Genomic DNA, 14,251 nt, shown 5'->3' with positions numbered 1-14,251 from the left:
GGCCGGCACGGCCTGCAGCAGCCGGCGGGTGTAGTCGTGCTGCGGCGCACCGAGGACTTGCGAGGCCGGGCCCTGCTCGACGATGCGGCCTTCGGTCATCACGGCCACGCGGTCCGCCACGGATTCCACCACGGCCAGGTCATGGCTGATCAGCAGCATGGCCGAGCCGCGTTCCCGCAGTGCCGCCAGGAGGTCCAGGATCTGGGCCTGCACGGTGGCATCCAGCGCGGTGGTCGGCTCATCGGCAATGATCAACTCCGGGTCCAGCGCGATCGCCGACGCAATCAGGGCCCGCTGGCGCATCCCGCCGGAGAGCTCGCCGGACCGCTGGCCGGCGCGCTGGACCGGCTTGTCCAGCCCCACCTCCTCGAGCAGGGACAGCACCCGCCGGGCCCGCTCGTCGCGGGTGAGCCCGGTGCCCAGCCGCAGCGAATCCTCGATCTCGCGCCCGACCGGCCGCAGCGGATCGAGCGAGACCAGTGCGTCCTGCAGGATGAAGCCGATCCGGCTGCCCCGGACCTGGCGCCAGCGCGCTGGCTCAATCCGGCGAGGTTCCGGCCGGAGAGTTCCATCCGGCCGGCGGTGACCTTGGCGCCCGGCCCGGCCAGGCCGATCAGCGACCGGGCGGTAACGGACTTGCCGGACCCGGACTCGCCGACCAGCGCGAGGCATTCTCCGCGCCGGATCTCCAGCGAGAGGCCGCGCACTGCCGCCACCCCGCCAAAGGCGACCGCCAGGTCCTCGACCCGCAGCACGGCGTCGTTCTTTGCTGTCACCGCAGCGCCACCCTCCGCTGCAGCGCCCGTCCCAGCACCGTGGAGGACGCCGCAGCCAGCACGATCGCCAGGCCCGGGAAGAACGTCATCCACCAGGCCGTGCCCAGGTAGGTGCGGCCCGCGGCGAGCATCGCGCCCCATTCCGCGGCGGGCGGCGGCGCGCCGAGGCCAAGGAAGCTGAGCGAGGACGCCCACACCACCGCCTGGCCCAGGCCGAGCGTGCCGAGTACGAAGACGGGTGCCAGGGCGTTGGGCAGGATGTGCCGGCGCAGCACCCGTGCGGGACTGCGGCCAAGGACGACGGCGGCCTCCACCATCGCGGACGAGCGCACCTGGGCGATCTGGCCGCGGATGATCCGGGCGTAGCCCGGCGCGGTGGACAGGCCGACGGCGACTACCGAGGTAGTGATGCCGGGGCCGGCGATGGCTATGAAGACCAGCGCGAGCAGCAGGCCGGGGAGCGCGAACAGCACCTCGAGGAGCCGGCCGATCCCGAAGTCCAGCCAGCGGCCGCCCAGTCCGGCGGCGGTGCCGAGGATGACGGCGAGCCCAAGGCCGATCGCGGTGGCGGCGGCGCCGATCAGCAGCGACGGGCGGGCGCCATGGACCACGCGGGAGAAGATGTCCCGGCCGGATTCGTCCGTGCCGAACCAGTGCTCCGCCGAGGGGCCCTGGAATGCATCCGCGGGGTTGATGGCCAGCGGGTCGAACGGCGCCAGGATCGTGGGGAAGCAGGCGGCGAAGACCAGGAACAGCGCGACGGCGGCCGCGGCCAGCTCGACCACGCGCAGGCCGGGGAAGTGGGCCGTGAGCACCGGGTCCTGGTGGTTGCGTTGGCTGGAGAAGATGCTCATGCCGTGCGCAGCCTCGGATCGGCCACCCGTTCGGCGGCATCGCTGGCCGCCATCACCAGCACGTAGGCCAGCGCGGACACCAGGGCGACGCCGGTGACCAGCGGGATGTCGCGGAGCGTGACGGCGTTCAGCAGGGTGCGGCCGAGGCCCGGCCGGGCGAAGATGGATTCGACCACGACGGTGCCGCTGAGCAGGTTGCCGAAGGCCCAGCCGGACAGGGCGATCCCGGGCAGTGCTGCGTGCCGCAGTGCGTGCCGGAACAGCACGCCGGACTCGCCCTCGCCGCGGGCCCGGGCGGAGAGCGCGAAGGGGCTGGACATCGCGCCGAGCATGGACTCGCGCATCACTTGGCCGAGGAAGCCGGCCAGCGGCAGCGCCAGCGTGATGACCGGCATGACCAGGCCGTCCGCCGAGCCGGTGCTCACCGGCGGCAGCCAGCCGAGGGAGTTGCTGAACAGCAGGATCAGCACGCTGGCCAGCCAGAAGTGCGGCACTGCGGCGGCAGCGATTTCGAGGCCGGAGGCGACCACGGCCGCGGCCCTGCCATTCAGCGTGGACCAGCCGGCCAGCCCCAGGGCGAGCAGCCAGGCCACCAGCAAGGACAGCGCGGAGAGCAGCAGCGTGCCGGGCAGCTGGTCGGCGATCAGCTCCGCCACCGGCATCCGCAGCGAGTAGGAATCGCCCAGGTCGCCCTGGAGCAGCCGGCCCAGCTGCGCCGCGTACTGCACCGGCAGCGGCTGGTCCAGGCCGTAGTCCCGGCGCACTTGCTCCAGCGCCTCGGGGGAGGCCTGCGAACCGGGCCCGCCGAGGATGGCTTCGGCCGGGTCGCCGGGTATCAGCCGGATGCCGAAGAAGATGAGCGTGGCCACGGCCCAGAGCACGAACACCGCGCCCAGGACCTTGGCCAGCACCCAGCGGAAGGTTTTCAGCTGTTCAACCACGCATCGTAGAAGTCCGGCGTGGAAACCGTCGGCCAGGCCCGCACGCCGGAGACCTCGGAGCGGTAGAGGAAGTGGTTCTGCTGGTCGTACAGCGGCAGGATGTAGTGGCCCTCGAGCACGATCTTCTGTGCCTGCTCGTACAGCTCTTCGCGCTCCGCCGGTTCGGAGGTCTCGCTCGCGCGGGTCAGCAGCTCGTCCAGCTCTTCGGACTTCACCTGCGAGAGGTTCGCGAAATAGCCGCTCGGCGCCGGAACGGTGCTGTCCGAGTGGAACAGGATTCGCAGCACGTCCGGCCCGACCTTGGTGTAGGGGGCGCTGACCAGGTTGTAGTCGTTCTCCGCCAGCGCGCCGTACCAGCTGGACAGGTCCAGCAGGTTCAGCTTGACCTCGAACCCGGCCTCCTTGGCCGTCGCCTGGAACTGCTCGAAGAGCGACTGCTCCGCCGGGATGGACTGGTTGGTGCTGACCGGGAATTCCAGCGTCAGCCGTTCGCCGTCCTTGACCCGGTAGCCGGCCGAATCCCGCTCGCTCCAGCCGGCCTCGCCCAGCAGCCGGTTCGCTTCCTCCGGATCGTAGCCGAACTGGGAGGAGTCCGAGTAGGCCAGCGGTTCCACGCTGGACAACGGCGAGTAGGACCTGGCGGCGGTGCCGAAGAAAAGGGTGGACACGCCGTCGTTCACGTTCACCGAACGGATGAACGCTTCGCGCACCAGCGGATCGTCGAACGGCGCCTTGCTGGTGTTCAGCTCCAGCCGGTTGGACGCGCCCGGCCGCGGGGCATCCAGGTGCTTGATCACGTCGCTGCCCTCGGCCGCCTTGATGGTGTCCGGCTGGGCGTTGTCGATGACGTGCACCTCGCCGGCCTGCAGCGCGGCGTACCGGGTGGCGGACTCGGGAATGAACCGCCAGGTGATGGAGTCCAGGTAGGCCGGCCCGGAGTGGGTGGCCTCGGACGGCGGCGAGACGTACTCCTCGTTGCGCACCAGCGTGACCGATTCCTGCTTGACCCAGTCCTCGACCATGAACGGCCCGGTTCCCACCGGCGCGGCGCAGTTCTCCTCCTGGCTGCGCTCCAGCGCCTTCGGGGACTGGATGGCCACCCACGGCATGCTGAAGGATTCGAGCAGCGCGCTGTCCGGGGAGCTCAGCGTCAGCTTCAGTGTCTGCTCGTCGAGGGCCTCGGCGCTCTCGATCTTGCGCAGCGCGAGGTAGCCGGTGGAGGAGGCAGTGGCCGGATCCTGCACGTGCTCGAGGTTGGCCTTCACGGCCTCGGCGTCCAGCGGCGTGCCGTCGGTGAACTGCACTCCCTCGCGGAGCGTGAAGGTCCAGCTCAGCCCGTCCTCGCTCTGCTCCCAGCTGCTGGCCAGCCACGGGATGATCTCGCCGGCCGAGTTCTTGGACACCAGCGGCTCCAGGTACTGGCTCGAAATCAGCGCCTGCGGGTAGTTGCCGCCCACGTGCGGATCCAGGCAGGTCGGCTCGGCGTCCCCCGTGGCGTAGACGAGGTTGCCCCCGCTGACCGGCTCGGCGCCGTCGTTAGTGGAACCGCCGCCCGCGCTGCAGCCTGCCAAAAGTACGACGGCGGCCACGGCGCCTGCCGCAGTGGTCGCACCCCGGGCGGGGGTGCGGAAAGGGAACGACATGGGTGCTCTTCCTCGACTCACAGCCAATAATCCCCATCAAGCGTAGGCCCTCTCGGCGGCCACTGCACCCGGCGCGGCGGCCGCTGTAACGGAAGTCTCACCGCGGCAGCGTGGGCTACGGGTGGACTGTGCCGCGGGTCTCCGTGGCGGCAGCGTGGGCGGCGGGCAGCTGTAATGGAGGTCTCAATCCTCCGCTGCGATCCGTACTATGGTGCTGTATCCCGCCCGTGCCCTCACCCTGGGCCGGAGCGGCGGTGCCCGGAACCCCTCCCGTGCGCCCACAGCTGACGATTGGAAAGTGGACCCTCGCGTGCTTGACCAGACAACCATTGAGAAGATTGCCGACGAGCTGGTGGAGGCGGGACGCACCCGCACACCCGTGCCCCGGCTGACCGCACGCTACCCGGAGATGACCGTCGAGGACTCCTACGCGGTGCAGAACCTCTGGCGCGAGCGCAGCGAGGCCAACGGCCGGAAGCTGGCGGGGCGCAAGATCGGGCTGACCTCCAAGGCGATGCAGTACGCCACCGGCATTTCCGAGCCGGACTACGGGATCATCTTCGACGACATGATCCTCGAAAACGGCTGCACGGTGAAGTGGGACCAGTACACGCACCCGCGGATCGAGGTGGAGCTGGCGTTCGTGCTCAACCGGGACGTCAAGGGACCCAACGCGACCATCTTCGACGTGCTCAACGCGACCGAGTACGTGGTGCCGGCGCTGGAGATCCTGGACTCGCGGATCGAGATGGAAGGCCGCACCATCGTGGACACCATCTCGGACAACGCCGCCATGGGCGCCATGGTCATCGGCGGCAATCCGGTCCGGCCGCAGGACGTGGACCTGCGCTGGATCTCCGCCATCCTCTACAAGAACCAGACCGTGGAGGAGACCGGCGTCGCCGCCGGCGTGCTCAACCATCCGGCCGCCGGCGTGTACTGGCTGGCCAACAAGATCGCCCCGCACGGCGACCACCTCAAGGCCGGCGAGACCATCCTGGCCGGCTCCTTCACCCGCCCGATGTGGGTGTACGAGGGCGACACCGTCTTCGCCGACTACGGACAGCTGGGAACCATCACATGCCGTTTCGAGTAGAGCCTGCGCCGTCCTTCAAGGACCTCATCCGCGACACGGACCGCACCGTTGCCGGCATGTTCGTCTGCTCCGGCGACGCCGGGGTGGCCGAGATCTGCGCCGGCTCCGGCCTGGACTACCTGCTGATCGACGGCGAGCACGGGCCGATGGGGTTGGAGTCGATCCTCGCCCAACTGCGCGCCATCGCCGGCTACCCGGCGCTGGCCGTGGTCCGCGTGCCGTTCAATGACGCGGTGATGATCAAGCAGTACCTGGACCTGGGCGCCCAGACGCTGATCGTGCCCATGGTCAACAACGCCGAGCAGGCCGAGGCCGCCGTCGCCGCCATGCACTATCCGCCCCGCGGCATCCGCGGCGTCGGTTCGGCGCTGGCCCGCTCCGCGCGCTGGAACCGCATCCCGGACTACCTGGCCCGGGCGGGGGAGACCCTCACCCTGATTGTCCAGATCGAAGCCGCCGAAGCCGTTGAGAACGCCGCAGCAATCGCCGCCGTTGACGGGGTGGACGGCGTCTTCATCGGCCCCTCGGACCTGGCCGCGTCCATGGGCGTGCTGGGCCAGCAGGAGCACCCGGACGTCGTCGACGCCGTGCTGCGCAGCATCCGCGAGGTCAAAGCCGCCGGCAAGTTCGTCGGGGTCAACGCCTTCGTCGAAGCCTCCGCCCGCCGCTACATCGAGGCCGGCGCGGACTTCGTCAATGTTGGCGCAGATGTCGCCATGCTGGCCCGCGGCACCGAGGCCCTCGCAGCCAAGTTCATCAGCGCACCGCAGGACGCCGCCGCCGGCACCCCCGCCAGCTACTGAGCCCCTTCGAGGACCCCCTCCCATCGACTGTTCAGCAGATGCCCCATTTCGACGCGAATCGGGGCGTCTGCTGAATAGTCAATCCGTGAGGACCGGCCAGCTGGCCTCCGGGCGAGGGGCGGCGGTGCCCGGCCGGTCAGGCGAGGTAGGTCTTGGCCTCGAGGTTGAGCGTCCGCCGCTTCACCTCGATGGCCTTGGCGTAGTAGCCGATGAGCTGCTCGCAGAGCACCGGCCAGGTCCGTCCGCGCACGGAATCGCGGGCGGCCCGGCCGAAGGCGCGGCGCTTGGTGTCGTCGCCGACCAGGTCCAGCACGTAACCGCGCAGCTCATCCAGCGCCCCCGGCGTGTAGAGCCAGCCGGTCCGCGACGGGTCCACCAGGTCCAGCGGCCCGCCGCGGCCCACGGCAACCACCGGAACGCCGGCCGCCTGCGCCTCCTGGATGGTCTGGCAGAAGGTCTCGGATTCGCCCGGATGCACGAAGAGATCGAAGCTGGCCACCATTCGCGCCAGATCCTCGCCGCCCTGGAATCCGGCGAAATGCGCCCCGGGCAGCTTCTGCCGCAGCGACTCCTTCAGCGGCCCGGAGCCCACAATGACCAGCCGCGTGCCGGGGACATCCGCCAGCACCGCCAGGTCCTCGACCTGCTTCTCCGCCGCCAGCCGGCCCACAAAGCCGATGATCCGCTCACCGTTCGGCGCCACCGAAGCCCTCCACCCGGCGTCGTACTTGTCCGGGCTGAACCGCACGCTGTCCACGCCCCGCCGCCACAGATGCACCCGCGGCACCGAGTGTTCGTGCAGCTGGTTCATCGCGAAGCTCGACGGCGCCAACGTGACGGTGGAAAGCTCGTGGATGTTCTCGACGTGCTGCCACAGCAGCTGCTCCAGCCAGGGCGCCCCGTAGCGCGACGCGTAGGCCGGAACCTCGGTCTGGTAGATGGACACGGCCGGCAGGCCCAGCTGGTGCGCCGCCTGCACCGCCCGCCAGCCGAGCACGAACGGCGAGGCGACATGCACCACGTCCGGCGCGAAGTCGGCGAGGATGCGGCGGATCCGCGTGACGGTGCCGGCGGCAACGCGCACGTTGGGGTAGCCGTGCAGCGGGATGGACGGCAGCCGGTGGACCGGGTAGCCCTGCACCTCCGCCGGCGCCTCGTCATCCAGCCAGGACGACGCCGGGGCGATGACCAGCGCGTCGTCCCCGCGGCTGCGCAGGTGCGAAATCACCTGGAGCAACGAGTGGGTGACGCCGTTCATGTGCGGCAGGAACGATTCAGCAACGATGGCTACCCTCACACCCCCAGCGTGGCGGCGCCGGGGAGACTCCCGGAGAGCACCATGTGACGTGATGGTGAACACTGGCCAAAGACTGACGACGGCGGTGCCCGCCCGGCGCGGGTGCGCGGCGGTTTTCTGCGTAGCCGCAGGGCCGGTTTAGGGTAGGTCGGTGACTATCGGGCTGCTGGGCGTGATCCTCGCAGCGATCTTCCTGGGCTCTGTAGCCCAGCGGATCGCCGGCGTGGGCTTTGCGCTGCTGCTCTCGCCCGTCCTGGTCATGCTGCTCGGCGCGCACACCGGCATCATGATGATCAACATCTGCAGCGTCGTGTCCTGCGGCCTGATCGTGCCCCGGGTCTGGTCCGACATCGACTGGAGCATGTTCCGCTGGCTGACCGTCCCGGCACTCGTGGGCACGGTGGCCGGCTCGATCCTGGCCGTGAACCTGCCGTCCGCGCCGCTGGTCATCGCGGTGGGCGCCGTGGTGATCGCCGCGCTGGCATTGTCCTTGCTCTTCCATCGCGCCTCCGTGACGGTCAGCGGCAATCCGCCGAAGGCCATCGCCGGCCTCGGCTCCGGATTGACCAACTCGCTGGCCGGCGTCGGGGGCCCGACCGTCAGCGCCTACGCCGTCCTGGCACGCTGGCCGCAGCGCGAGTTCGCCGCCACCCTGCAGCCCTACTTCTTCCTGTTGTGCCTGGCCACCGTCGGGGTCCGCGTCTGGCTGGACCCAGGCGACCTGCCGCAGCTGCAGTGGTGGATGTGGACGGCGCTGGCTGCCATGATCGTCGCCGGGATCTACGTGGGGGAGAAGCTCATGCGGCATATCAAGGACGACCACGCCCGGGTGGGCGTCATCGTGATCGCCTTCATCGGTGCCGCTGCCGCCCTGGTCAAAGGCGTGCTCGACCTCAGCGCCTGACCCGCCGGCCGGGCGTGGGCACAATTCCTGCCCCGATTGCAGCGGCGAAATCTGCGGCCGCCTCCTGCCCTGACATGGGCTTTCTTTTGAGCACTGGCATTTATTTTTTTATCGGGTATGGTGTGGATTTACTGAATGTAGTTCTTATCTGAAGGAGCTGGAATGTCAGGAAAGTCCCCGCGCGGAGCTAATACCAAAAAGCAAGGGAAATCCGTCAAGGAAAAGCGCGCCGACAAGCGTGCGAAGGCAGCTACCGAGGAATTCCTCCCGAAGCGCCGCAAGGACGCCCGGTAGTCCGGGAGCCAGGCTGCATCGCCCTGGGAGGATTTGCAGCCTGCATTGAAAACGGGCGGGGAATCTCCGATGCCTTCCGCGGACAAAGGGGTGCGCGTTGATTTTCCGGAGAGGTTTTTCCGCCTAACAGGGCGGCTGGTTTTCTTTTTCCTTGGAGAACCAGCCGCCCTTTCCAATTCCCAGGCATTTACCGGTTTTTCCGTGCTGCCGATTTCCTGGTTGGGTCACTGGGCATTGGCGGCGGAAGCCGGGTCCGGGGAGGTGCCGCGCAAGGCTCAATTTTGGTCATGGCCGCCGGCAGCGGGACGGGCGTAGCATCTGAAGCGGGTGGCCCGCTGTACTCAAGGAGCTCTGCCATGCAATGGGTCCGGCCGGACGACGCGGGCTACGACGAGGCGCGCACTCTCTTCAACGCGATGATCGACCGCAGGCCGGCAGTCATCGCCCAATGCACGGACGCAGCGGACGTCCGCGAGGCGCTGGCGATGGCCCGCAAGCATGGCCTCGAGGTGGCGGTCCGTTCCGGCGGGCATTCCGTGGCCGGGATGTCCATGATCGACGGCGGCCTGGTCGTCGACGTGCGCCCGATGAAGCGGATTTCCTTCGACGCCGAAAGCCGGACGGCAACGGTCGGCGGCGGCGTCACCTGGGGCGAGTTCGACCGTGCCGGCCAGGAGCTTGGGCTGGCGACAACGGGCGGGCGCGTCACCACCACCGGCGTCTCCGGCTTTACCCTCGGCGGCGGCTCGGGGTGGCTCGACCGCGCCTGGGGCCTGGCCTGCGACAACCTGGTGTCGGTGGACCTCGTGACGGCCTCGGGCAACGAAGTGACCGCGAGCGCCACGGAGAACCCGGAGCTGTTCTGGGCGCTGCACGGCGGCGGCGGGAACTTCGGCGTCGCCACATCCTTCACCTTCAACCTGCACGATGTCGGCCCGGAGGTGTTCTGCGGACTGCTGCTCTGGCCCGCCGATGCCGCCCGCGATGCAGCACTGGCCTTCCGCGACTACGTGCACTCCTCGCCCGAGGCGCTTGGCGCCAACCTGGTCGGCGTGATCGCTCCGCCGGAGGACTTCGTGCCCGCGCAGATGCACGGCAAGCCGGCACTGGCCATGGTCATCGTCCACGCCGGCAGCGTCGAGGAGGGGCGCGAGGCGGTCCGCCCGCTGCAGGAGCTGGCGCCGGCGGCGGACATCCTGGCGCCGCGGCCCTACGCGGAGTTCCAGGGCATGCTCGACGACGAACCGGGGCAGTTCAACTACTGGTCCGCCGACTACCACGACCAGTTCCCGGACGAAGCGGTCGACGTGTTCCTCGACTACGGAAAGACGTTGCCGCACGAGTCCTCGCAGCTGCTGCTGGCACCATGGGGCGGCGCCGCAGCCCGGGTGGATCCAGCCTCGACACCGATGGCCCGGCGGACCTCCCGCTGGGTATCCCACCCGTTCGCGCTCTGGCGGGACCCCGCGCAGACCGAGGAAGCGATCGGCTGGGCGAGAGGGTTCCGCCGCGACATCGCCGCCTTCACCTCCGGCGGGGTCTACCTGAACTTCATCGGCCACGAAGGCCAGGACCGGATCAAGGCGGCTTTCGGAGCGGAGAACTACGCCAGGCTGGCACGCCTCAAGGGGGAGTACGATCCGGAGAACGTCTTCCGCGGAAACCAGAACATCCAGCCTGCCACCGCCGAACCCGCCGCCCCCTGACCGCACCCGCAGGAAAACGGGGGCACCGGCGTCGTACTTTCCCCCCTAGCCGCCCGCAGGTCCGGCGCGTACGGTGGGACACAACCCCGCCGGCAAAGGGGCCGTGGCGCCCCGCGGATCATTCACAGGAGTCCCTGGCATGAAAGCACTGACCTGGCAAGGCAAGCGGCAGCTGAGCGTCGAAGAAGTGCCGGATCCGCAGATCCAGGAGCCGACGGACGCGATCATCCGCGTGACGTCCACGGCGATCTGCGGCTCGGATCTGCACCTGTACGAGGTGATGGGGCCGTACCTGAACCGCGGCGACATCCTGGGCCACGAGCCGATGGGAATCGTGGAGGAGGTCGGCAGCGCCGTCACCAACATCAAGCCCGGGGACAAAGTGGTGGTGCCGTTCAACATTGCCTGCGGCGACTGCTTTATGTGCAACCTCGGGCTGCAGTCCCAGTGCGAGACCACGCAGGTGCGGGAGAAGGGCTCGGGCGCGGCGCTGTTCGGCTACACCGAGCTGTACGGGTCCGTCCCGGGCGGGCAGGCCGAGTACCTGCGCGTGCCGTTCGCCAACTACGGGCCGGTCAAGGCCACCAATCCGGACATTCCGGACGAGCGCTACCTCTTCCTCTCCGACATCCTGCCCACCGCCTGGCAGGCCGTGGACTACGCCAGCGTGCCGGACGGCGGCACCCTCGCGGTCTTCGGGCTCGGCCCCGTCGGGCAGCTGGCCAGCCGGATCGGGCGGCACCTGGGCCACCGGGTGATCGGGATCGAACGGGTTCCGGAGCGCCGTGCGATGGCCGAACGGCACGGCATCGCCACGCTGGACTGGAACCGGAACTGCGCCGAGGACCTGCGCGAAATGACGTCCGGCCGCGGTCCGGATGCCGTGGTTGACGCCGTCGGCATGGAGTCCCACGGCTCGCCCGTGGCCGCCGCCGCCCAGGCCGCCGTCGGAGTCCTGCCCCATCCCGTGGCGAAGCTGGCCATGAGCCATGCCGGCGTGGACCGGCTCGCCACCCTGCATACCGCGATCGACGCCGTCCGGCGCGGCGGCACGGTCTCGCTTTCCGGCGTCTACGGCGGGGAGGCGGATCCGATGCCGATGATGAAGATGTTCGACAAGCAAGTCCAGCTGCGGATGGGCCAGTGCAACGTCCGGCGTTGGATTCCGGACCTGCTTCCTTTGGTGGAGGACGACGGCGATCCGCTGGCTTTGTCCGATCTGGTCACCCACCGCGTGCCGCTGGACCGGGCGCCGGAGATGTACGGGATCTTCCAGAAAAAGGAGGAAGGCTGCATCAAGGTGGTGCTCCACCCTTAGCCTGCCGCTTGCCTCCCGCAGCTTGCCGGCCGCAGACCCGAGTCGCTGAGCGGCCCGGGCGCCCGGAACTGGCACGATGGAAGCGATGAAACTGACATGGCGACCGGGTGCCCAGAGCGGCCTGCCCATGCCCCTCTGGCTGCAAGGGGCTTTCGAGCTCTTCCAGAGCGCCCTGCTTTCGGCCATCGTGGTGCTGCTGCCGCTGGTCGGCGTATGGTTCGCGGACGGCTTCGAGGACCGCAGCTTCGAGTCGCTGGCGCGGCTGGGCGGCCAGGCGTGGCTGCTGATCCACGGCGTGCCGTTGCAGCTGGAGATCGTGATGGGCGCCAGCTCCGCCGACACGGAGCGGGGGACACTGTCCCTCATACCGCTCGGGCTGACCCTGCTGCCGTTCTTCCTGTGCTGGCGGGCCGGCCGGCGGCTGGCCAGAGCCTCCTACACGGACCAGCTGTGGCAGGCGTTCCTCGGTGCCCTCGGCATTTATGCCTTCGTCGGCGGCGCCACGGCTTACCTGGTGCAGACGGACGAGGTGCAGATCTCGCTGGTTGCCGGCGCCCTGATTCCGCTGATTCCCGCGGGGGCCGGGCTGGTGACCGGCGCCTACCGGGAAGCGAAGTCCTGGGGCCGGCTTATCGGCGTGGACGCGGCGGCCTGGGTGGCGAAGACCAGCCAGCACTCGCGCTGGGCCGGCTCCTATGTCTGGTCAGCCATCCGCGCCGGCCTCCTCGCCGCCACCGCTGCGGTGAGCCTTTCCGCCGCGCTGCTGGCCGCGGCCATCGCGCTGCACTGGGCTGACATCATCGAGATCTACCAGGAGCTCAGCCCCGGCATCGTGGGCGGGGCGGTGCTGACGGTCGCCCAGCTCGGCCTGCTGCCTAACCTGGTCGGCTGGACACTGGCCTGGTCCAGCGGCGCGGGCTTCGCCATCGGCACGGGCAGTTCGGCCACCCCGATGGCCACCACCGTGGGACCGATGCCTGCCTACCCGCTGCTCGGGGCGCTGCCGACCGGCGAGCTCACCTACGGCCTGGCCGCGCTGTCCCTGCCAGTCGTCGCGGGGATCCTGGCGGGCTGGTGGTTCCTGCGCGAGGGCGAGAACCACTTCGACGAGTGGCTCGCCATCAAGATCCGGGCCCGCTGGTTCACGGCCTCCGCATCGACGCTGCTCCTCGGCGTCCTCGTCGGCCTTGTTGCCGGAGCCGCAGCGGCGGGCCTGGCCTGGCTCACCGGCGGCTCGCTGGGCATCGGGCGCCTGGTGGACCTCGGCCCCGACCCGTTGTGGACGGGAGTCTGGGTCGCTTGCGAAGTCGCCCTCGGCGTCGTTATTGGCTACGCCCTTGGACCGTGGCTGGAGCGGGAACCGCGCCGCGCCAAGGCGGCCAAGAACAGGAAGTAGCCGCTCAGTCCTGCGGATTGAACAGGTTGTTGTACTGCATCAGCCGGTCCGAGTAGTCCTGCGTGCACGCTTCCTGCGCGGATTGGGTCACGGCCAGGCGCGAGCACTGCTCGTACTCGGAGGTAATCGGCCAGAACACGATCTGGGCCAGGCTGGTCAGCAGGAAGAAGCCCGCGGCGATCAGACCCAGCACGAACGTGATCCGCATCGTGCCCGGCATCCCCAGCCGGACCACCTTGACCAGTCCGACGACGGAAACAACTCCCGTAACCAGGGCCAGGACCGTCGTGGCAGCCTTCCACGGCAGCGGGAGCGAGGAGGCCAGCAGGGTCGCCATCATCAGCAGCAGCACCACCCGGAGATAGCGGCCGGACGTCTTGAGCTGTTCTTCGGTTGGCCTCGGCCGGGTCTGCTGCATGGGTTTAAGCCTAGGCGAGCCCGGAGCATAAAGTTGAACGCATGCGCATCGTGGTACTTGTCTCCGGCTCCGGCACCAACCTCCAGGCCGTCATCGACGCAGTCAAGGCTGGAGAGCTCGACGCCGAGATCCTCGCCGTCGGATCCGACGTGCCCGGGTGCCTCGGACTGGAGCGCGCAGAGAAAGCCGGAATCGAGACCTTCACCTGCGCTCCTGCAGACTTTACCAGCCGGCCCGAATGGAACCGGGCGCTGCAGGCCCGCGTCGCGGAGTATGCATCCGACCTGGTCCTGCTGGCCGGTTTTATGCGGATCCTCGATGCCGAGTTCGTCGAGGCCTTCGAAGGCCGCCTGGTCAACACCCACCCCGCCCTGCTGCCATCCTTCCCCGGCGCCCACGGTGTCCGCGACGCCCTCGCGCACGGCGTCAAGATCACCGGCGTGACCGTCCACCTCGTCGATTCCGGCGTCGATACCGGCCCCATCCTCGCGCAAGCCGCCGTCCCCGTGCTCGAGGATGACACCCAGGAGAGCCTGCACGAACGCATCAAAGTCGAGGAGCGCAAACTGCTCGTCCAGACCCTCAACGCGCTCAGCGCCAGCATCGGCTAACATCGGCGTTTCCCGCATCGTCCGAATAATTTGGTCCACTTGCCCGTCCTGGGCTGTGGATAAGGTTCCCGCTGGTTAAACGACTGCCTAGACTGGCGCATAAGTCTCAGCAGCCAACTCAGTCGGGAGCCCTGAACCCCATGTTCCGCATCGACGCACGCCCCCGCGCCCGCATCGCAGCCGGCGCCCTCCTC

14 protein-coding genes and 1 pseudogene are annotated in these 14,251 nt (G+C 69.1%); 8 read left to right on the top strand and 7 right to left on the bottom strand.

Annotated elements, in window-relative coordinates; genetic code table 11:
• From D477_RS16245 to D477_RS16230, 5 genes and pseudogenes are all read right to left on the bottom strand, one after another.
• Positions 1-672 (bottom strand): ATP-binding cassette domain-containing protein (locus D477_RS16245; protein ID WP_005271965.1); only part of this gene is annotated, 672 nt, incomplete at its 3' end.
• Positions 633-716, bottom strand: a pseudogene (locus D477_RS23900) (ATP-binding cassette domain-containing protein); the annotation flags it as partial. The gene D477_RS16245 and the pseudogene D477_RS23900, both read right to left, overlap by 40 nt.
• 56 nt (positions 717-772) lie before the next feature.
• Positions 773-1,630, bottom strand: a complete 858-nt coding sequence (locus D477_RS23015; protein ID WP_005271955.1) for an ABC transporter permease — start codon at positions 1,628-1,630, stop codon at positions 773-775.
• On the bottom strand, positions 1,627-2,571 hold the full coding sequence (locus D477_RS16235) for an ABC transporter permease (protein WP_005271946.1): 945 nt from the start codon (positions 2,569-2,571) through the stop codon (positions 1,627-1,629). The genes D477_RS23015 and D477_RS16235 overlap by 4 nt, the downstream gene beginning before the upstream one ends.
• Positions 2,556-4,214: an ABC transporter substrate-binding protein gene (locus D477_RS16230; RefSeq protein WP_005271943.1), complete on the bottom strand. Its 1,659-nt coding sequence runs from the start codon at positions 4,212-4,214 to the stop codon at positions 2,556-2,558. Before D477_RS16230 ends, D477_RS16235 begins: the two co-directional genes overlap by 16 nt.
• A gap of 310 nt (positions 4,215-4,524) precedes the next feature.
• Here D477_RS16230 and hpaH point away from each other — a divergent pair, with 310 nt between their 5' ends.
• Both hpaH and D477_RS16220 read left to right on the top strand, forming a co-directional pair.
• Entirely contained in the window at positions 4,525-5,310 is a 786-nt protein-coding gene (hpaH, locus tag D477_RS16225; protein WP_005271941.1) for a 2-oxo-hept-4-ene-1,7-dioate hydratase, read from the top strand.
• A complete protein-coding gene (locus D477_RS16220) occupies positions 5,295-6,113 on the top strand; it encodes an aldolase/citrate lyase family protein (RefSeq protein WP_005271939.1) in 819 nt (272 codons plus the stop codon). The genes hpaH and D477_RS16220 overlap by 16 nt, the downstream gene beginning before the upstream one ends.
• Positions 6,114-6,249: 136 nt before the next feature.
• On the opposite strand, the gene D477_RS16215 is transcribed toward D477_RS16220, so the two are convergent.
• Complete coding sequence (locus tag D477_RS16215; RefSeq protein WP_005271937.1) at positions 6,250-7,410, bottom strand: glycosyltransferase family 4 protein; 1,161 nt, start codon at positions 7,408-7,410, stop codon at positions 6,250-6,252.
• 151 nt (positions 7,411-7,561) lie between these two features.
• Between D477_RS16215 and D477_RS16210 the strand changes: the two genes are divergently transcribed.
• The 5 genes from D477_RS16210 (at position 7,562) to D477_RS16195 (ending at position 13,028) form a co-directional block, all read left to right on the top strand.
• Entirely contained in the window at positions 7,562-8,314 is a 753-nt protein-coding gene (locus D477_RS16210; RefSeq protein ID WP_005271936.1) for a sulfite exporter TauE/SafE family protein, read from the top strand.
• Positions 8,315-8,476: 162 nt separating this feature from the next.
• A complete protein-coding gene (locus D477_RS23595; protein ID WP_272943828.1) occupies positions 8,477-8,608 on the top strand; it encodes a hypothetical protein in 132 nt (43 codons plus the stop codon).
• A 356-nt stretch (positions 8,609-8,964) separates the two neighbouring features.
• A complete protein-coding gene (locus D477_RS16205) occupies positions 8,965-10,314 on the top strand; it encodes an FAD-binding oxidoreductase (protein ID WP_005271935.1) in 1,350 nt (449 codons plus the stop codon).
• Between the two features lie 139 nt (positions 10,315-10,453).
• Positions 10,454-11,632: a zinc-dependent alcohol dehydrogenase gene (locus tag D477_RS16200; protein WP_005271932.1), complete on the top strand. Its 1,179-nt coding sequence runs from the start codon at positions 10,454-10,456 to the stop codon at positions 11,630-11,632.
• An 85-nt stretch (positions 11,633-11,717) separates the two neighbouring features.
• The gene (locus D477_RS16195; protein ID WP_005271930.1) at positions 11,718-13,028 is read left to right on the top strand and encodes a cell division protein PerM; all 1,311 of its coding nucleotides are present in this window, start codon (positions 11,718-11,720) and stop codon (positions 13,026-13,028) included.
• Positions 13,029-13,032: 4 nt separating this feature from the next.
• Here the strand turns inward: D477_RS16195 and D477_RS16190 are convergent, their stop codons facing one another.
• Positions 13,033-13,446 (bottom strand): hypothetical protein, encoded by a 414-nt coding sequence (locus D477_RS16190; RefSeq protein ID WP_005271928.1) that lies wholly within the window; start codon positions 13,444-13,446, stop codon positions 13,033-13,035.
• Between the two features lie 41 nt (positions 13,447-13,487).
• On the opposite strand from D477_RS16190, the gene purN reads away from it, so the two are divergent.
• Positions 13,488-14,057, top strand: coding sequence for a phosphoribosylglycinamide formyltransferase (gene purN, locus D477_RS16185; protein WP_005271926.1), 570 nt, complete (start codon positions 13,488-13,490; stop codon positions 14,055-14,057).
• The last annotated feature ends 194 nt before the right edge of the window (positions 14,058-14,251 follow it).

Origin of the sequence: Arthrobacter crystallopoietes BAB-32 (assembly GCF_000328305.2) — a bacterium.
Classification (GTDB): domain Bacteria; phylum Actinomycetota; class Actinomycetes; order Actinomycetales; family Micrococcaceae; genus Crystallibacter; species Crystallibacter crystallopoietes_A.
This window is presented reverse-complemented; position numbering and strand designations above follow the sequence as displayed.

What these genes read in the sequence shown, in the direction of transcription:
- D477_RS23015 (WP_005271955.1), bottom strand. Translation starts at nt 1,630, where the DNA reads ATGAGCATCTTCTCCAGCCAACGCAACCACCAGGACCCGGTGCTCACG.
- D477_RS16230 (WP_005271943.1), bottom strand. Translation starts at nt 4,214, where the DNA reads ATGTCGTTCCCTTTCCGCACCCCCGCCCGGGGTGCGACCACTGCGGCA.
- D477_RS16220 (WP_005271939.1), top strand. Translation starts at nt 5,295, where the DNA reads ATGCCGTTTCGAGTAGAGCCTGCGCCGTCCTTCAAGGACCTCATCCGC.
- D477_RS23595 (WP_272943828.1), top strand. Translation starts at nt 8,477, where the DNA reads ATGTCAGGAAAGTCCCCGCGCGGAGCTAATACCAAAAAGCAAGGGAAA.
- D477_RS16205 (WP_005271935.1), top strand. Translation starts at nt 8,965, where the DNA reads ATGCAATGGGTCCGGCCGGACGACGCGGGCTACGACGAGGCGCGCACT.
- D477_RS16200 (WP_005271932.1), top strand. Translation starts at nt 10,454, where the DNA reads ATGAAAGCACTGACCTGGCAAGGCAAGCGGCAGCTGAGCGTCGAAGAA.
- D477_RS16195 (WP_005271930.1), top strand. Translation starts at nt 11,718, where the DNA reads ATGAAACTGACATGGCGACCGGGTGCCCAGAGCGGCCTGCCCATGCCC.
- D477_RS16190 (WP_005271928.1), bottom strand. Translation starts at nt 13,446, where the DNA reads ATGCAGCAGACCCGGCCGAGGCCAACCGAAGAACAGCTCAAGACGTCC.
- purN (WP_005271926.1), top strand. Translation starts at nt 13,488, where the DNA reads ATGCGCATCGTGGTACTTGTCTCCGGCTCCGGCACCAACCTCCAGGCC.